We start from the raw sequence: 18,273 nt of genomic DNA on the forward strand, positions 1-18,273 counted from the left end.
GGAAGGGCACCTTCCTATCGTTTTTTGTATAGGAAGGTGCCCTTCCTAACACCTGCGGCGCCGCACCGCACGCCCGCGGCGCCGCACCGCACGCGGTGCGCATCGCCTCGTGCGGCGTTCAGGCGTCGTCCAGGCCCCTGAGCACCAGCGGGAGCCGGGCGGCGGCACCCTCGACCACCCGGACCGGGACGCCCCAGTCCTGCCGGGTCAGGTGGCAGGCCGCGTGCTCGACGTCCGCGTCGCAGGTCGCCGCCTGCGCGGTCACCTGGAGCACACCCCCGGCCACCGTGCCGTCGACCACCAGCCGGCGGGACAGCTCCGTGCCGGTCCCCGCCCCCTCCAGCAGCAGCTCCGGCGGCGACGCCGACACCACCAGTCGCGTCGACGGGCCGTACGTCTCGTCGAGCTTCTGCCCCGGCGCGGGCGTGAAGATCACGTCCAGGGTCACCTCGCCGGCCGCCACGTCGGTGGGCTTGCGTTCGGTGCGGTGTCGGGGACCGTCGACGGTGCTCGCGCCGGCCGCCGAGAGCGCGCCGGGCGCCAGCCGGGTCAGCCGGTGCGCGGCGGACTCCACCACGAGCACCTCGCCGGCCGGGGTGAGCACCAGGTCGCTCGGCTCGGCGAGCCCCTCGGCGACCGTCGAGACCCGGTTGCTCTCCGGGTCGAAGCGGCGGACCGCCCCGTTGTACGTGTCCGCGATCAGCACCGAGCCGTCCGGCAGCGCGCACACCCCCAGGGGGTGCTGGAGCAGCGCCTCCGCCGCCGGCCCGTCGACGTGCCCGAAGTCGAAGAGCCCCTGCCCGACGACGGTGCCCATGACGTCGTTCTCGACGTACCGGATCGCGCTGGTCTCGCTGTCGGCGACCCAGAGCCGGGCGCCGTCGGTGGAGACGGAGAGGCCGGACGGCTGCGCCATCCAGGCCTCGGCCAGCGGGCCGTCGCGCAGGGCCTCGACGGTGGTGCCCGCGTACATGCCGGCGGTGCGCTTCACCGGGTCGAACCACCAGAGCTGGTGGATGCCGGCCATCGCGATGACGACCTTGTCGTCGTACCAGGCCAGGTCCCAGGGGGAGGAGAGGTCGACCGAGAGCGCGTCGTGCGAGTGGTCGTCGACCGTGGAACGCCACTGCCGGCCGGTGCCGGCGATGGTCACCACCTCGCCGTCGGCCAGCCGTACGCCGCGCAGCAGGTGGTTGACGGTGTCGGCGACGACGAGGTCGTAGCCGGCCACCTCGGCGGTGTGCGCCGGCAGCAGGCACAGCCCCTGCGGCTCGGAGAAGGTGGCCGCCCCGGCGGGACCGTCGACCCGGCCCCGGCTGCCCGTGCCGATCCGCCGTACCAGCGTCTCGCCGTCGGGGGCCAGTTCCGCCAGCGAGTGCCGGGCCGAGTCGGACACCAGCAGGTTGCCGCTCTCCAGCAGCACGGCCTTGCCCGGGAAGCGCAGCGTGGTCTGCGGCTCGGCGGGCGGGACGTACGGGCCGTCGCCCCGGTGCAGGGTGCCCTTGGCCTCGTGGGTGGCGATCAGGTCGTCGACGAGGCGGGCGAGCCCTTCGGCGTGACCCTCGCCGGCCATCGTCGCCACCACGTAGCCCTCGGGGTCGATCACCGACAGGGTGGGCCAGGCGCGGGCCGCGTACTGCTGCCACATGTCCAGCTCGGGGTCGTCGAGCACGGGGTGGTGGACGCCGTACCGCTCCACGGCGGCGGCCAGCGCGTCCGGGTCCTTCTCGTGCTCGAACTTCGGCGAGTGCACGCCGATCACGACGAGCACGTCGCCGTACTTCTCCTCCAGCGGGCGCAGCTCGTCGAGCACATGCAGGCAGTTGATGCAGCAGAAGGTCCAAAAATCAGCGATCACGATCTTGCCCCGCAGATCGGACAGCTTCAGCTCTCGCCCACCCGTGTTGAGCCACTGCCGGCCCCGCAGTTCGGGGGCACGTACGCGCGGTGTCGTTCCCATGCCCGTCAGCCTGCCACGTCGGGCTCGCGTCAAGTCGGACCCGTGACCCGGACGACAGCGGCGAGCCGGGCTAGCGGGCGCGGGCCCAGCCGGTGAAGCGCACGGTCAGGTCCGCCGGCGGGCTGCCGTGGTCCAACTCGGCGAGTTGCGCGGCGGCCTCCTCGCACAGCTCGGCGAGGTGGAGCATCAGCGCGTCGCGGTTCTCGCGGTACTTCGCGAGCAGGAGGAGCTTCGCCGTCGAGCAGGGCCACGCCACCCCGCAGGCGCCACAGCGCCAGGTGGGCCGGCTGGGGACGTGCGCGCGGACGTGCACCATCAGCCCACCGCCGTGCGGGGTCGGGCCGGCGGCCGTCGTGCGGGGGCGGGCCGCGCCGGGGGCGGCGCGGTGACGACCCACTCAAGACCCTCGCGTAGGACGAACAGCTCGCGCTTCGCCACCGCGCGGCCCTTGGCGTCGAGCTGGTAACCCTCGAACCAGAGCCAGCCGTACGGCGGGAAGCGGTCGACGAGTTCGCGGATCACGCGGACGCGCATCGGGGTCACGAACTGCGGCGACGCCGCCCGGGTCAGGTGGAGGATCTCGCCGGCCCGCAGCATCCGTACGGGAGGTGGCGCTTTGCTCCTCGGCGTAAGTGTCGGTGTCGGCCTCTCCCCGAGCATCGCTCCTCCTCGTGCGGCGGATGGTGGGAGGGGCTGCCCGGTCGCTCGCCAGGGCGGCCCCGCAGCGCGACCGGCGGGCGTCCATCGCCCCACCGGCTCATGACGTGCACTGCGAAACGCTTCCAGTCAGTTACGGACGGTTGAACCGCTGCCGTGAGACCATCGAGGGACGTCTAGGAAAGGTCCCTGCTGTGCCCAGGAACGAAGCCCTCCGTGAGGCCCTGACCGTGGCGGGACTGACGGTCACCGACCTTGCTGCGAAGTGCGATGTGGACGCGAAGACAGTCGAGCGGTGGATCAGCCGCGGTCGACTTCCCCACCCTCGATCGCGAGTGCGTGTTGCCTCGGCGCTGGGTAAAGATGTAGATGTGCTGTGGCCTGATGTTGTTCGCCGCGCGGTCAAGCTAGGGGCAGACCGCGAGATCGTGGGCGTCTACCCGCGCCGGTCCGAGCTTCCGCGCCCCCTGTTCGGTGAACTGATCGGGCAGGCCCGTAAGCGGCTGTGGTTCGGCGGATACACCAGCTACTTCGTCTGGTTGGAGGTGCCGAACGCGGCTGTCACGCTCGGCACCAAGGTGCGCGAGGGCGCCGACGTTCGTTTTCTGTTGGGTGACCCGGCCAGTTCGGTCACCACCGGTCGGGAGCGGATCGAAGGCACGCCGCTCACTCTCGCCACCCGTATCGCCACGACGCAGGCGGAGATCGCGAAGTCGCCGGAGGACTTGCCGACCCGACTGACCGACCGGCATGTCGCGATGTCGGTCTGGATCTTCGACAACGAGGCGATCGTGGCGACGCATATCGGTGCCGGCCTGGGGCAGGATTCGGTGACCCTGCACCTGCGCCGCCGTGGTGCCGGTGGCGCGTTCGACCGCTACGTGGAGCACTTCGAGGCTTTGTGGACGGACGCCCAGGTCGCCGATCGGCCCTGAACCACCAGGTTTCCGAAAGCGCCCGTCCCTGATTCCCGGGGCGGGCGCTTTCCGTTTCCGTACCACGGGCACTGTCGTTCTTCGCAGCCGTTCTGCGGCGCTGCCGGCCGGAGAGACGACGGCGGGGCCACGGTCTACCGTGGCCCCGCCGTCGTCTTCGTCTGCTACTGGCCCGCCGGCTTGAGGCAGAGCACGCGGTTCGCCCCGCCGCCCTTGAGCACCACGTGCGGCTGGGTCGGGTCGGCGCACTTGTCCTTCGCGTCCACCTTGGAGACCACGGTGAAGGCACCCGCCTCGCCGCACTCCGCCGCCGCCGCCGTCTCGCCCGACTTCTTCACGCAGCTGCCGACCGCCGGGTCGAACGCCGGGGCCGGGTCGTCGCCGCCGACCTTCCCGAGCAGCATGAGCAGCCCCAGCGGCACCGCCAGGATGAGCACCGCCGCGACGAGCACCGCGGCGAGCACCCGGCCGTTGCGGACCTTGGGCGTGGGGGCCGGCTCGGCCTTCGGCTCCGCGATCGGCTTGAACGAGTCGAAGCGGTTCTGCTCCTGCTCCGGGCCGCCCTGGTCCCAGGGACCAGGCTGCTGCGGGGGCGGTGGGAACGCCGACGGGAACGCGCCGCCCGACGTGGGCGCGGCGGTCGGGGCGGGCCCGTAGCCGGGTGCCGCGCCGGCGGCGTTCGGCGTACCGAAGGGGTCGGCGGGCCGGTCGGCGCTGTCGTGCGGCCGGACCCCGTTGACCGGCCGGTCGCTGGCCGGCGGGTCGACGAAGGACGGTACGCCCGGCGGGAAGGCCGGGGGCGCGGCCGGCGAGGCGGGCGCCATCGGGGCGACCGCGCCGAAGACGGCGGTTCCGCTCGGTGCCCGGTCCCGGTCGTCGAAGCGGCCCTCGTGGCCCTGGTCGAACCGGTTGTCCGGGCCCTGGTCGAACCGGCCCTCGGTGCCCTGGTCGAACTGGTTGTCCTGACCCTGGTCGAAGCGCGGATCCGGCCCTTGCTCGAAGCGCGGGTCCGGCCCTTGGCCGAAGCGCGGATCCGGGCCCTGCTCGAAGCGCGGGTCCGGCCCCTGGTCGAAGCTGGGTGCCGGCCGGTGTCCGCGCGGGTCCTCCTGCTCCGGCTCGTCCGCCGGCTCAGGGCGGGCCGGTCGGCCGTACACCCGGGGCTGCGGCGCGGGCGCACCGCCCGGTCGCAGGGCCTGGTCGGTCGGCGGCAGCACCCGGCTGGCCAGCGGCACCGAGGCGCTCGCCGAGACGCTGCCGGCGGCCGGTTCGGCGCCTTCCGGCGACGGTACGGCCGCCCGCCCGCCCACCTCGGGCGAGGTGCGCGGTGCGGGGACCACCGGACCGGCGGGCGACTGCGGCTCGTCGTGCCGGGAGCCGGCCTGGGCCCAACCCGGCTGCTCCTGCTCGTACGCCGGCAGGCCGCCGTCCCGGCCGGGCTGCTCGGGGGCGAACTGGGCCGGCGGCGCGTAGTCGACCGGCGGGGCGGAGGCCAGGCTGGCGCCGGGCACCCGCTGCTCCTGCGGCGGCAGCGGCACGGCGTTGGCCGGCGAGATGCCGGGCCCCGGTGCGGGCTGGTAGATCGGAGGCTCCTCGGCCCGCTCCGGCTCCCAACCGTTGCCGGTCCGGCCCGGGGCAGGCTCGCTCGCCTCCGCGCGACCCCACACCTCGTCCGCCGACCACGGCTCGACATCCGGTACGGCTGGGCGCTCGGCAGCGTTGCCGGCCCACTGCGGCGGGTTCTCCGCGGCGGCGGGACCCCACGGCTTCGGCCCGCCGTCGCCGGGTACGGGGACGGCGGCGCGGCCGGGCGGGGTGGAGGTCGGCTGCGGGGCGCCCCAGCCGTTCGCGTCCCGGTCGTCGGACTGCGAGGGCACGGACGCGGCACCCCGTGCGGAGCGCTCGTCCCGGGCCGGCCACTCGCCGCCCTGGGGCTGGTCGTCCCGGGGCGCGTCGTCGCGGGAGGCGGCCCAGGCGCCACCCGGAGGCTGCTCCGCGCCGGCGTCCCAGCCGGGCTGCTCGCCCTGCTGCTGCTCGGTGCCGGACCAGCCGCCGGAGCGGTTGGGGTCGTCCTGCTGCTGTCCGGGGTTCCAGCCGTTGGCGGGGTCCTGAGGGGACTCGGCGTTCCAGCCGCCGGAGCGGGAGGGATCGTCCTGGGCGGGCCAGGGCTGGGGGGTGGGCGCGGGTGCGGGCTGCGGGACCCGGGCGGCGCCGCGGGCGGCGGGCTCGGGCTGCGCCCACGCGGGGGACGCCTGCTCGCCGGATCCCCAGGCGGGCTGCTCGTCCTGCTGCTGGCCGCCGGCCCAGCCGCCGGAGCGGTTGGGGTCGTCCTGCTGCCAGCCGCCGGAGCGGTTCGGGTCGTCCTGCTGCTGGCCGCCGCCGGGGCGGTCGGCGTCGTTCTGCGCGGCCCAGTCGCCCTGGGCGGGCCGGTCGTCCGGGGTGGCACCGCCGGCCCAGCCGTCGGGCCGGGCCTGCTCGTCCTGCTGCTGCTGGCCGCCCGCCCAACCGCCGGAGCGGTTGGGGTCGTCCTGGGCGGGCCAGGGCTGGGGTGCGGGCTGCGGGACCCGGGCGGCGCCGCGGGCGGCGGGCTCGGGCTGCGCCCACGCGGGGGACGCCTGCTCCCCGGATCCCCAGGCGGGCTGCTCCGGGGCGGCGTGTGGCGGCTGCGGGGCGGCGGGGGCCCAGGCCGGGCCGGCCTGCTCCTGCGCGCCCGGCCACGGCGGCTGCGGCGGCTGCGGCGGCTGCGGCGACGCGCCGGACGGTCCCCACTGGCCGGACTGGGCCGGGTCGGTCTGCTGCGGCGCCTGGGCGGCCCACGCGGGGGCCGGCTGCTGCTCACCCTGCGCGCCCCAGGCGGGCGGGTTCGGTCGCTCCGACGGGGGCGGGGGTGCCCAGCCCAGATCGGGGGCGCCGGCGCCGTATCCATTGTCCTGCTGTGCCGGGCGGTCGCCGTACGGCGCCGGTCCGCCGGCGCCCGGCGACACCTCGTCCGGCTGCTGGCCGGGGTGGTGCGTGCCCTCGGACGTCATGCGTGCGCCTCCTCCATCACCTGTCGGCCGCCACTGCCGATCGGTCTTTTCGGCAGGGTGGCCGGCGTCGCCGGTGTACCGGCCGTGCCGGCTCCCCGCACCGTATCCGGTGACCGCCCGAGGGCGACCGGGGAGCACGATCGTCACTCCCCGTGGCCGGATGGTGTCGAGCGGCTTCTATCGACTCGACTGCTCCGGGTCGGCGGGCGACGACCGAAGCCCACCGTACCGGGCGCTGAGGCGAGGTGGAATCCCGGTGTCAGCCGCTGCGAAACGCCGATGACCCGCCCGGGCGGACCGGGCGGGTCATCGATCTGGAGGAGGTGAGAAAGGTTCCGGGCGTCAGCTCATGTGACGCTGGGCGATGGCGAGGATCTCTTCGCGGACCGCGGGCGAGTTGGCGGAGCGCAGCGCGTGCTCGATGGCACGGGCGCGGCGGTTGGCGTCGCGGCGGTTGCGGATTCGCTCGATCATGCTCATGGGTCTCTCCTCCTGGCTATTCGGTTGTCAGCCCCTTGATGTCTTCCATTGAACACCAAGACGGGCGCAACTTCCATCGATTGTTAGGTGAGCTGGGACACGGGCCGAACAATCGAAGGTGAGAGGGGCCTGTGACCCACGCAATCCTCTGTCTCTGGAAGCGGCCGATGCCGGGCGTGCGCGCGCCACAAAAGGACACGGCCGGTGTGCCGGGCGTCAACCCGTCGCACACCGGCCGTTCGGCTGGCGTCAGGACCGTCAGGTCCAGGCGAGCAGCGCCGCCTCCGGGTCGGCCAGGAACTCCCCGATGTCGCGCAGGAACTTCGAGCCCAGCTCACCGTCGATGATCCGGTGGTCGAAGGAGAGGCCCAGCGTGGTGACCTGACGCGGCCGGACCTTGCCCTTGTGGACCCAGGGCATCTCGCGGACCGCGCCGAAGGCCAGGATCGCCGACTCGCCCGGGGGCAGGATCGGCGTACCGGTGTCCACCCCGAACACGCCGACGTTGGTGATCGTCAGCGTGCCGCCGGACATGTCGGCCGGCGAGGTCTTCCCGGCCTTGGCCGTCTGCACCAGGCCGGTCATCGCGTCCGCCAGTTCGCGCAGCGAGAGCCGGCCGGCGTCCTTGATGTTCGGCACGATCAGCCCGCGCTCGGTGGCCGCCGCGATGCCCAGGTTGACGTAGTCCTTGACGACGATCTCGTCGCCGGCCCAGGTCGAGTTGACCATCGGGTGGCGCTTGACGGCCAGCAGCACCGCCTTGGCCACCAGCAGCAGCGGCGAGACCCGCACGTCGCGCCACTCCCGCCGGCTGCGGAGCCGGTCCAGGGCCTTCATCGCCCGGGTCACGTCGACGGTGAGGAACTCCGTCACGTGCGGCGCGGTGAACGCCGAGCGGGACATGTTCTCGGCGGTGAGCTTGCGTACCCCCTTGACGGGGATGCGCTGCTCGCGGTCCGCGCCGAAGCTCGCGGCCGCCGTGGCCGGGGCCGACACCGCGAGCGGCTCGGCCGCCGCCGTGGCCCCGCTCGCCGCCCGCTGTACGTCCTCCCGGGTGATCGAGCCCAGCGGCCCCGACCCGGTCAGCGCGGACAGGTCGACGCCGAGATCCTTGGCGAGCTTCCGCACCGGCGGCTTGGCCAGCACGGGCCCGCCGGCCGGTCCGTGACCGTTCGACGGCGCAGTGGCCACCGGGGCCGGCTGCGTCGGTGCGACCGGCTGCGCGGCCTGGGCCGGCACCGGTGTGTCGCCCCTGCGCGGGCGGCGCTTGGCCGCCGTGGTGCGCGGGCCGTAGCCGACCAGCACGGCGGTACGGCCGCCCGGGGCGGGACCACCGATCAGGCCCGGCTCGACCGCGCCCTCGGCCGGCGCCACCTCGACCGCGGCCAGCGACGCCGCCGACGGGGTGGGCAGGGCGGCGTCCGGGGCGCCGGTCGTCGACGCCTCGATCGGCCCGGCGCCCGGGTCGGTGTCGATCGCGATGATCGGCGTGCCGACCTCGACCGTGCTCCCCTCCGGGTGGAAGATCGCCTGCACCTGGCCGGCCCACTTCGCCGGGATCTCGACGGCCGCCTTGGCCGTCTCCACCTCGACGATCGGCTGGTTCAGCTCGATGACGTCACCGACCTTGACGAGCCAGGCGAGGATCTCCCCCTCGGTCAGGCCCTCGCCCAGGTCGGGCAGGTTGAACTCCTTGATCCGCGACATGCCGCTCACCAGCCGAAGGTGCGGTCGACGGCGTCGAGCACCCGGTCGAGGTCGGGCAGGTACTCCTCCTCCACCCGGGCGGCCGGGTAGGGGGTGTCGAAGCCGGTCACCCGCAGCACCGGGGACTCCAGGGAGTAGAAGCACTCCTCGGTGATCCGGGCGGCGATCTCCGAGCCCAGGCCCAGGTTGCCCGGGGCCTCGTGCACGACCACGCAGCGGCCGGTGCGCTTCACCGACTCGTAGGCGGCGGTCAGGTCCAGCGGGGAGAGCGAGCGCAGGTCGATGACCTCCAGCTCCCGGCCGTCCTCAGCGGCGGCGGTCGCCGCGTCCAGGCAGGTCCGCACCATCGGCCCGTACGCCAGCACCGTGGCGTCCGTGCCGGGCCGGACGACCCGGGACGAGTGCAGCGGGTACGCACCGGACAGCGGGGCGTCCAGCTCGACGGGGCCCTTCTCCCAGTAGCGCCGCTTCGGCTCCAGGAAGACGATCGGGTCGTCCGAGGCGACGGCCTGCTGGATCATCGTGTACGCGTCCTGCGGGTTGGCGCAGGACACCACCTTCAGGCCGGCGGTGTGGGCGAAGTACGCCTCCGGCGACTCCGAGTGGTGCTCGACCGCGCCGATGCCGCCGCCGAACGGGATCCGGATGACCATCGGGATCCGCACCTTGCCCTGCGAGCGGTAGTGCATCTTCGCCACCTGCGACACGATCTGGTCGTACGCCGGGTAGACGAAGCCGTCGAACTGGATCTCGCAGACCGGCCGGAAGCCGCGGATGGCCAGGCCGACCGCGGTGCCGATGATGCCGGACTCGGCGAGCGGCGTGTCGATCACCCGCTGGTCGCCGAAGTCCTTCTGGAGGCCGTCGGTGATCCGGAAGACGCCGCCGAGCTTGCCGACGTCCTCGCCCATGATGACGACCTTCGGGTCGTTCTCCAGGGCCCTGCGCAGACCGGTGTTGAGGGCCTTGCCGAGGGTGAGCGTCTCCGTGGCCATCAGTGGGCGCTCCCCTCGAACGACTCCATGTACTTCGTGAACTGCGCCCGCTGCTCGTCGAGCTCGGGGGACCCGTTGGGGTAGACGTGGTCGAACATCGTCACCGGCTCGGGGTTGGGCATGGCGAGCACCCGCTCGCGCAGGTGCACCGACTCGGTGCGGGCCTGCTCGTCGACGGCCGCGAAGAAGTCCGCGTCGGCGATCTGCTGCTTCTCCAGGAACGCCTTCATCCGGGCGATCGGGTCCTTCGCCTGCCAGGCCTCGACCTCGCTGGCGATCCGGTAACGGGTCGGGTCGTCGGAGGTGGTGTGCGCGCCCATCCGGTAGGTGTAGGCCTCGATCAGGCTGGGGCCCTGGCCGAGCCGGGCGTTGTCCAGCGCGTGCCGGGTCACCGCGTACGACGCGAGCACGTCGTTGCCGTCCACCCGGACACCGGGGAAGCCGAAGCCGCCGGCCCGCTGGTAGAGCGGCACGCGGGTCTGGCGCTCCAGCGGCTCGGAGATGGCGTACTGGTTGTTCTGGCAGAAGAACACCAGCGGGGCGTTGAAGACGCTGGCCCAGACGAACGCCTCGTTGACGTCGCCCTGGCTGGTGGCGCCGTCGCCGAAGTAGGCGATCACCGCCTCGCCGTCCTCGGTGCCGGTCTTGCCGTCCATGTGGACGCCCATGGCGTAGCCGGTCGCGTGCAGGGTCTGCGCCCCGATCACGATCGTGTACATGTTGAACTTGAACTCGTTCGGGTCCCAGCCGCCCTGGTCGACGCCCCGGAACAGGCCGAGCGGCATGATCGGGTCGATGCCCCGGCAGTAGAGGACGCCGTGCTCCCGGTAGGTCGGGAAGGCCATGTCCTGCGTACGCAGCGCGCGTCCCGAGCCCACCTGCGCGGCCTCCTGGCCCAGCAGGCTGGCCCACAGGCCCAGCTCGCCCTGGCGCTGCAACGCGGTGGCCTCGGCGTCGAGCTTGCGGACCAGCACGAGGTCGCGGTAGAGCCCGCGGTACTCCTCGTCGGTGAAGTCGACGCGGTACTCGGTCCCGTCCGGGCCGGTCGCGCTCTCGATCCGCTCACCCTCCGGGGTGAGCAGCTGCACCAGCTGCGGGTCGCCGGTCGCACCCTTCTTGGACCGGGGTGCGGCCCGTCGGCCGCGGCTGGAGACCCCGGGGTCGCCCTTTGCCATCCGTCTCTCCCTGTCTGTCTGCGTCGGCACCGGGGGGTCACCCGGCCGCGCAACTCGTGCGCCTGCCCGGCTGGTGCCGGACGGGTTCCTGGCGGCCGCGCCTAGCCCCGGTGGGGGTTGCCGCGCGGCGTGAGCCGGATTCTGGCCGAACCCGGATCGGGAGCGCCGGCGCCCAGCCGCGCCTGCCGCGAGGGTGCGCGGAGGTCGTGGCTGCGTTGCCGTCGTGGTCCATATTCGCATCACACGTGAGCGCGCCCACAGTGCGCCTGTCCCGGGCGCTCGCGGTGGCCCGCTTCGTCGCACGGCGCGCCCGGTGTCCGTTGCATCGACGCGCGGCCGATCCGGCGGTGGTTCGTCACCGTTCGGCCAGATACGCGTGTCGACACGCTGTACAGGGTTGGCCGACCGACCGTCACTGGTCCAGGCTGATTAGCGCGGGATCGTCCGCGTCGGGACGGTTTGCCGCTTCCTCGTGTCCGGGTGGTGCCCCGGGCGCTCGGGCCGGTTGCCGTACCGGCCCGTCCACCGTCGGAGTCGACGAAAGGGGTGTGTGGTGTCCGAGCCAGGCCCAGATCCCACCGTTCCCCTCCTCGGCCGGCACCGGGCCGGCGGCTACCGCCGGCTGGTCGGCGCGCACCGGGCTCCCGGCTCGGGCGGGCCGTCCCGGGGCTACCTGTTCACGGTGGCACTGCTCGCCGGCACCGCGTCGATGCCGGTCCTCGCCGCGATCAGCACCGGCTCCGCCACCGTCGGCAGCACGGCCCTGCCGGACGGCAGCACCCCGTTCCTCCCGACGCCCTCGGTCGGCCCCGTGGTGATCCCGGTGCCGGCGACGGGTCGGCCGCCGGCAGTCCCGTCGACCCCGTCCCCCGCCGTCGTCGACCCGGGCGACTGGCGGACCGTCGTGCCCTTCCCGGGTACGCCGATCGTCGCGGCGCCCGCCCCGCCACCGCCGCTCGGCCCGGCGGCGCGTCCGAAGCCCCCGTCCCGGCCCGGCGGCCGACCGGTACCGCCGCCCTCGTCCCCGAAGCCCTCGGCGCCCCCGAGCCCGAAGCCCTCGGCGTCCCCGAGCCCGTCGCCGAAGCCCTCGCCGAGCCCCAGCCCGAGCCCGGCACCCACGCCGACCGGCGAGCCGACGTCGGCGGAGCCGACGAGCACCCTCTCGATACCGCCGCCCGAGCCCAGCGCGTCCCCGGCGCCCAGCGCGTCCCCGGCACCGGACGGCCCGACCGCCAGCGCGACCGTCGACCCCGGCCCGACCGCCAGCGCGACCGTCGACCCCGGCCCGACCACCGGCGATCCCGGCGGGACCGGGCACCGGGACGGCCGGCCGCGGGTACGGTGACGGTCGACGGCAGGTGATCCACGGCGGGGCCCGGCCCCGCCGGAGCGCCGGGGTACGGACGGGAACGGTTCCGGGCGGCGACCCGGGGTGGACGCAGAGGCGGGGCGCTGAGCGGGACGGGCGGTTCGGACGCGGAACCCCACAGCCGTCCGGCCGCCGCGCCACCACCCGGCCGGACCCTCCGGCTCGCCCGGTTCGTGACCGAGCTGACCGCGCCCGCGGTGCTGGTCTCGGCGCTGACGCTGGCGGTCGGCTGGCACAGCGCCCAGGGCGCGCACGGGCTGGCCTGGGGACTGCTGGCCACGCTCTTCGTCAGCGGGATCCCGTTCGCGTACATCCTCGGCGGGGTGCGTCGCGGCCGGCTGACCGACCATCACGTGGGGATCCGCGAGCAGCGCCGCGTCCCGCTGCTGTTCGGGCTCTGCTCGGTCGCCGCCGGGCTGGCCCTGCTCGCCGTGCTCGGCGCGCCGCGACCGGTGCTGGCCCTGGCCGCCGCCGGGCTCGTCGGTCTGGTGGTCGCCGTGACGGTGAGCCACTGGTGGAAGATGTCGATCCACTCGGCGGTGGCCGCCGGCACGGTGGTCGTGCTGGTGCTCACGTTCGGGGCCGGGTCGCTGGCGACGGCGCCACTGCTCGTGCTGGTCGGTTGGTCCCGGGTCCGCCTGCGCGACCACACCGTGCCCCAGGTGGTCGCGGGACTGGCCCTGGGCGCCCTGGTATCCGCCCTCGTCTTCGCCCCCCTCCGCTAACCCACCCCACCCCACCCCACCCCTCCCGCCCCCTCCGTCGCCGCGCGGGCGGACGACGCCCCGGCGCTCACGTGCGCCCCCCGGCCAAGGCCGTCGATCATGCAGTTGTGGCGCCCCGCAAAAGCCGCGTAATGCAGCTTTTCGCCCACCACAACTGCATGATCGACGCGCGCGGGGGAGGGAGGGAGGGGTGGGGTGGGTGCGGGTGGCGTTAGGCGGGGTCGTCCGTGAGGCGGTGGCGGTTGGCCTCGATCCAGGCGTCGAGGGCGGCCGGGTCGTCGGGGTCGACGCCGTCGGCCATCAGCTGTGCGACGGCGGCTGTGGCGGGGCTGCGGCGCTCGCCCGTGCTGTAGAGGCGGGCGAACTCCGGCACCATCTCCTCGACGGCCGTGTCGATCTGCGTCGCCGCCTGCTCGGGCAGCCCGCGCTTACGGGCGGCGTAGCCGGCCCAGGCGCGCAGCACCCGGGGCAGCAGCGCGGCGTCGTCCATGTCCAGCACCGCGCGCCGGTGCACCCAGTCGAGCAGGAACAGCCCGGCGACGGTGGGGCTCCACCGCAGCGGGTCGGCGTCCGGGAAGCTGGCCGCGTGGTCCAGCAGCAGGCTGAGGCAGAAGTGCAGCGAGGCCAGCTCCGCCCCGTCGATGGTGTCCAGGCCGAAGCGGGCCGCCTCGGGCGAGGCGAGGAACCGGCGGACCAGGTCCGTACGCTCGGCGGCGGAGAGCGGTTCGGGGGCGGGTGCGGGGGCCGCCCCGGCCGCCTGTGGCAGCCGTGCCAGCCGGGCGCCGAGCAGGGCGCGGTCGGTGGCGAGCGAGCCCTCCCCGGGCAACTCGGTCAGGCCGTCGGTGATCGCGAGGTGACGGGTCACCTCGGCGCGCATCCGGGCCGGCTCCTCGTCGCGGAACCAGGTCAGCTCGTCCCCGGCACACATCTGCCGGACCTGGTCGAGGATGCGGTCGGGCGGCCCGCCGACGAAGACGTCCTTGGTGATGCCGATGTTGTGGTCGAGCAGCGTCACCACGGCGTGCGCCGAACCGCCGGCCGGGTCGTCGTAGGCGAAGGTCGCCAGGTAGGAGGTCTGGTCGCCGTACACGTCGCCGTAGGACCAGCAGCCGGTCAGGTGCACACGGCCGAGCTGGCTGGCCCAGGCGGGGGTGGCGGCACCCGGACGGACCCGGTCGGTGCCCTCGGCGTCGGGCACCAGCGCGGCGAACACGGAACGGATGGTCGTCGCCGCGGCCGAGCGGCGGCGGGAGGTGGCGGCCAGGAAGCCGGCCACGAAGTCCCGGACGGCGGCGTCACGTTCGGTCTCCGCGACCGAGTAGACGCTGCCGAGCAGGGCCGCGCCGAGCATCTCCGCGTCGAGGGCGTTGTCCAGCTTGGCCACGTCGCGGGCGGCGTGCAGCACCGCGTCGTACGGGGTCTGAGGCGTTCCCATCCACCGACCCTACGCCGCCGCCCGCCCCGGGACGGTACGAGCGACCCGAGCGTCCGGCCCGCGTCGCGCCGCCACGCCGCCGACCTGCGGTTGTCGTGGGACGGGATTTTCGGCTCAGCGGCCGGCGGCCTCCCCGAGGGCCGTACGGGCCTCGGCGTAGGAGGCGAGCACCGTCCGCACGGGGGCCAGCACGTGCTCCTCACCGACCGTCGCCACCGCGTCCGTGAGGTGCCGCTCGGCCCGGCGACGGGCGCGGCGGGCCGCCCAGCGGACGATCGGCCTGGTCAGGGCGGCCACCAGCAGCCCGGCGAGCAGGCCGCCGAGGAGCAGCAGGGTGGGCAGCGGCACCTCGCCGACCATCGGGTGCTCCAGCGCCGGCAGGCCCAGTGCGCGCAGTGCGTAGCCGAGCGCCAGCCAGCCCAACCCGGCCAGCGCCGCCAGGGTCACCAGCCACTGGAGGCCGCCGACGAACCGCCACCAGAGCGGTCGCCGGTCCATGCCCAGGTCCGTGTTGGCCACCGCGCGGTCCAGCGCGTCCGGCAGGTCGGCGAGGCGGGAGCGGGCGGCGGCGGTCACCGCGGCCGGCCAGGCGGCGGGCAGGTCCGCCCCGGTCCGGTCGGCCACCGACCGGATCGCCAGCCCGAGCGCCGCGCGCTGCGCTGCGGTGGGGTCGGGCACCGAGGTCGCGGCGACGAGGCTCTCCGCCGGTTCGTCGCGCCCGGCGGCCGGGCCGGGCAGGTGCAGCCGGCGCAGCGGGTCGGGCCGCAGCCGCCGCCAGCCCCGGACCAGCGGCCAGCCGGTGGTGGCGGCACCCCGGTGCCGGTACGCCTGCTCGACCGCCTCGGCGACCGCCGGCACCCCGGCGGCGCCGGCGAGCGCCCGGTGCAGCGCGCTGACGGCGGCGTCGTCGGGTCCACCGGCCGGCGAGGCGCCGCCGACCAGCTCTTCGAGCCCGGCCACCACCGCGTCCACGTCGCCCTGGAGCCGCCGCAGCGCGGCCTGCCGCTCGGCCACCGTGCGTTCGAGCGCCTCCCGCAGCCCGACCATGCCCGCCGGGTCGACGGCGGTGGTCGCCAGCAGCGGTACGCCCTCCAGGCCGTCGGAGTCGAGCAGCCGGCGCAGGTCGGCCAGCACCCGGGGCAGCTCGGCCGGTGGCAGCCGGTCGGCCTGGTTGAGCACGACCAGGGTGACGTCCCGGTGCCGGTGGAACTCGCGCAGGTAGTTGGTGTGGATGACGCGGTCGGCGTACTTCTGCGGGTCGACCACCCACACCACGAGGTCGACCAGGCCGAGCAGCCGGTCCACCTCCAGCCGGTGCGACCGCTGCACCGAGTCGAAGTCGGGCAGGTCGAGCAGGATCAGCCCGTGCAGGGCGGACTCGTCATCGCCGTCCAGCACGCTCTCCCGGACGAACCGGTGCCGGGGCAGCACGCCCACCCAGTCGAGCAGGCGGTTGCCGCCGTCGAGCGGCCCCCAGACGCAGGCGTGCGCGACGCCGGTGGTGGGGCGGCGCACCCCGACCGTGGAGAGTTCCATCCGGGCGAGCGCGTTGAACAGGCTGGACTTGCCGCTGCCGGTCGCGCCGGCGAGGGCCACCACGGTGTGGTCGCGGGAGAGCGCCAGCCGGGTGCCGGCCCGCTCGACGAGGGTGTGCGCCGACACGAGCCGCGCGTCCGGCAGGTGGCCGTCGACGACCGTGAGGAACCGGCGTACGGCGTCGAGGCGGGCGACGAGCGCGTCGGCGTCCACCCGCTGGTCACCGCGGAACGCCTCGCGCATCCGCCCGACGATGTTGGTCATGACCCTCCGTCCCCGGTGCCGGGCGGGCCCGCGACGGCCGCGCCGGAGAGGTCGCTGCGGTTGCGGGCGATCTCCACCCGGTTGGCGGCGCCGCGCAGGGCCTCCGCGGTGTCCGCGGCGGGCCGCGCCTGCGCCGTCCGGTCCAGGTAGCGGGCGGCCTCGTCGTCGAGCAGGGCCCGCACCCGGTCCAGCAGGTCGGCCCGGGCCTTGGCGGCCAGCGTACGCACGGCCTGGTCGCCGAAGATCGCCTGGAGCACGGTCTGCGCGGCGACGGTCGTGCCGGCCCCGGTGGCCACCTCCAGCCCGGTGGGGATGAACGCCGTCGAGGCGAACACCGCGATCATGACGGCGAGCCCGGTGGCGTTCACCGCGTACGCGGCCGTCCGGGCCACGAAGCGGCGGTCGCCGCCCTCGGCGCGGACCAGCTCCAGCACGCCCCGCTGCCACTCCCGGACCAGCCGCTCGGCCCGTTCGGGCAGGTCGGCGGAGGGGTGGGCCAGCTCCGGTTCGAGCAGCGCCGCCCCGGCGGGATGGGCCTTCCACCCGGTGTACGCGTTCTCGGCCGCCTCGGCGGCGACGCCCCGCAGCAGGGTCACCAGCTGGGACTCGATCGCGTCCCGCAGCTCGGACGCGGGCGCGGGCCGGCCGGTGACCGCCGCCACCACCCGGTCGCGGAGCCGCCCGATGCGGGCCTCCATGGTGCGGAAGAACTCGCCGGTGCCGACGAACTCCTGCCAGCGGGCCAGCACCTCGCCGCGGAGCAGCCGGCCGTCCTTCAGCCCCTGCCCGACGGTCCGGTACGCCCCCCGGTACGCGGCCAGCACCCGCTCGTCGAGCGCGTCGGCGGTGGTGATCTGCTCCTCGGCGGCGTCGGCGAGCCCCTCGACCGCCGGGTGCAGCGCGGCGAGCGCGCCGTCCAGGGTCTGCCGGACCACGGCGGCGCGGGCGTCGGCGTCGGCGGCCAGCCGGGCGAACCAGGCGGCGAGCGGCGCGGTGACCCGCTCGGGCAGCAGGCCCTGCCCGTCGACCCAGGTCTCCGGCAGCACGAAGAGCGGGGCCGCCCCCAGCTCCTGCGCGGCGAGCATCTCCGACAGGTGGGCGGCGATCTCGTCGGCCGCCTCCGGAGGCACCCGGTCCAGCACCATGGCGATGACCGCGCCCCGGGCCCGGGCGCTGCGCAGCAGCTCCCAGGGGACGGCGTCGGCGTAGCGGGCGGCGGTGGTGACGAAGAGCCAGAGGTCGGCGGCGGCCAGGAGCTGACCGGCCAGGGCCCGGTTGGCGTCGACGACCGAGTCGATGTCGGGGGCGTCGAGGAAGGCCAGCCCGGCGGGCAGGGCCGGGGCGGTCACCAGTTGCAGGGTGCGCGGGTCCTCGCTGGGCTCGGTGGTGCGGGTGAGGCCGGGCAGCAGCTCGCCCTGGCGGAACCAGCCCGAGTCGGCCGGGTTGCAGACCAGCACCGGGGAGCGGGTGGTCGGGCGGAGCACCCCGGCGGCGCTCACCCGCGCCTGCACGAGGCTGTTGACCAGCGTGGACTTGCCCGCGCCGGTGGACCCGCCGACCACCACGAGCAGCGGCGCGTCGAGCCGGCGCAGCCGGGGCAGCAGGTAGTCGTCGAGCTGGTCGGTGAGGCTCCCACCGGCGCGCCGGGCAGGCTCGGCGGAGGGCAGCGCGAGCGGGAACCGGGCCGCCCCGATCGCGGCGCGCAGGCCGGCCAGTGTGGCGGGCAGGCTGTCGTCCCCGGTGGTGGCGGGCCGGTCCTCCCCGGCGTCCGTGGGGCCGGTGCGGGCTGCGACGGTGGGCGTGCCGGCCGGGGTGGCGGGATCGCCGTGCGTCGTCACCGCTAAAGCGTGCCCGACCGACGCAAGGGAAGACAACCGATCGGTACGAACCTGGGGTTGCGTCGGGTCGACTCAACCCCGACTTGACGATTTCGCGGGGCGTGGCACTATTGAGTCAAGTTCACTCAACTTGTGGTGGGGTCGCTGCGGGCGACGCCCGCCGGGCAGCTT

Annotated in this window: 14 protein-coding genes; 2 read left to right on the top strand and 12 right to left on the bottom strand. The window is 75.0% G+C overall.

The window, feature by feature from the left end; all coding sequences use genetic code 11:
• Positions 1–118 precede the first annotated feature (118 nt).
• The 3 genes from RM555_RS01700 to RM555_RS01710 form a co-directional block, all read right to left on the bottom strand.
• On the bottom strand, positions 119–1,960 hold the full coding sequence (locus tag RM555_RS01700) for an NHL domain-containing thioredoxin family protein (protein WP_311410069.1): 1,842 nt from the start codon (positions 1,958–1,960) through the stop codon (positions 119–121).
• Between the two features lie 70 nt (positions 1,961–2,030).
• Complete coding sequence (locus RM555_RS01705) at positions 2,031–2,276, bottom strand: flavin reductase (protein WP_311410070.1); 246 nt, start codon at positions 2,274–2,276, stop codon at positions 2,031–2,033.
• Complete coding sequence (locus tag RM555_RS01710) at positions 2,276–2,620, bottom strand: hypothetical protein (protein WP_311410071.1); 345 nt, start codon at positions 2,618–2,620, stop codon at positions 2,276–2,278. The genes RM555_RS01705 and RM555_RS01710 overlap by 1 nt, the downstream gene beginning before the upstream one ends.
• A gap of 191 nt (positions 2,621–2,811) precedes the next feature.
• Here RM555_RS01710 and RM555_RS01715 point away from each other — a divergent pair, with 191 nt between their 5' ends.
• Complete coding sequence (locus RM555_RS01715) at positions 2,812–3,552, top strand: helix-turn-helix domain-containing protein (RefSeq protein WP_311410072.1); 741 nt, start codon at positions 2,812–2,814, stop codon at positions 3,550–3,552.
• Positions 3,553–3,716: 164 nt separating this feature from the next.
• Here RM555_RS01715 and RM555_RS01720 read toward each other — a convergent pair whose 3' ends face one another.
• The 6 genes from RM555_RS01720 to RM555_RS01745 form a co-directional block, all read right to left on the bottom strand.
• Positions 3,717–6,578: an LppU/SCO3897 family protein gene (locus tag RM555_RS01720; protein ID WP_311410073.1), complete on the bottom strand. Its 2,862-nt coding sequence runs from the start codon at positions 6,576–6,578 to the stop codon at positions 3,717–3,719.
• 342 nt (positions 6,579–6,920) lie between these two features.
• Complete coding sequence (locus tag RM555_RS01725; protein WP_165947779.1) at positions 6,921–7,058, bottom strand: hypothetical protein; 138 nt, start codon at positions 7,056–7,058, stop codon at positions 6,921–6,923.
• Positions 7,059–7,316: 258 nt separating this feature from the next.
• Positions 7,317–8,765 (bottom strand): dihydrolipoamide acetyltransferase family protein, encoded by a 1,449-nt coding sequence (locus RM555_RS01730; RefSeq protein ID WP_311410109.1) that lies wholly within the window; start codon positions 8,763–8,765, stop codon positions 7,317–7,319.
• 5 nt (positions 8,766–8,770) lie between these two features.
• Positions 8,771–9,760 carry an alpha-ketoacid dehydrogenase subunit beta gene (locus tag RM555_RS01735; protein ID WP_311410074.1) on the bottom strand — a complete coding sequence of 330 codons (990 nt, stop codon included), beginning with the start codon at positions 9,758–9,760 and terminating at the stop codon, positions 8,771–8,773.
• Positions 9,760–10,935 (bottom strand): pyruvate dehydrogenase (acetyl-transferring) E1 component subunit alpha, encoded by a 1,176-nt coding sequence (pdhA, locus tag RM555_RS01740; protein WP_132235260.1) that lies wholly within the window; start codon positions 10,933–10,935, stop codon positions 9,760–9,762. Before pdhA ends, RM555_RS01735 begins: the two co-directional genes overlap by 1 nt.
• A gap of 669 nt (positions 10,936–11,604) precedes the next feature.
• Positions 11,605–12,228 (bottom strand): hypothetical protein, encoded by a 624-nt coding sequence (locus RM555_RS01745; RefSeq protein WP_311410075.1) that lies wholly within the window; start codon positions 12,226–12,228, stop codon positions 11,605–11,607.
• A gap of 249 nt (positions 12,229–12,477) precedes the next feature.
• Between RM555_RS01745 and RM555_RS01750 the strand changes: the two genes are divergently transcribed.
• Positions 12,478–13,029: a phosphatase PAP2 family protein gene (locus RM555_RS01750; protein ID WP_311410076.1), complete on the top strand. Its 552-nt coding sequence runs from the start codon at positions 12,478–12,480 to the stop codon at positions 13,027–13,029.
• A gap of 211 nt (positions 13,030–13,240) precedes the next feature.
• Here RM555_RS01750 and RM555_RS01755 read toward each other — a convergent pair whose 3' ends face one another.
• From RM555_RS01755 to RM555_RS01765, 3 genes are all read right to left on the bottom strand, one after another.
• A complete protein-coding gene (locus tag RM555_RS01755; protein ID WP_311410077.1) occupies positions 13,241–14,464 on the bottom strand; it encodes a hypothetical protein in 1,224 nt (407 codons plus the stop codon).
• Between the two features lie 114 nt (positions 14,465–14,578).
• Positions 14,579–16,264 carry a GTPase gene (locus RM555_RS01760; protein WP_311410078.1) on the bottom strand — a complete coding sequence of 562 codons (1,686 nt, stop codon included), beginning with the start codon at positions 16,262–16,264 and terminating at the stop codon, positions 14,579–14,581.
• A complete protein-coding gene (locus RM555_RS01765) occupies positions 16,261–18,102 on the bottom strand; it encodes an ABC transporter (protein WP_311410079.1) in 1,842 nt (613 codons plus the stop codon). Before RM555_RS01765 ends, RM555_RS01760 begins: the two co-directional genes overlap by 4 nt.
• Positions 18,103–18,273 lie beyond the last annotated feature (171 nt).

This window comes from Micromonospora reichwaldensis (genome assembly GCF_031845925.1).
Taxonomy (GTDB): Bacteria; Actinomycetota; Actinomycetes; order Mycobacteriales; family Micromonosporaceae; genus Micromonospora; species Micromonospora reichwaldensis.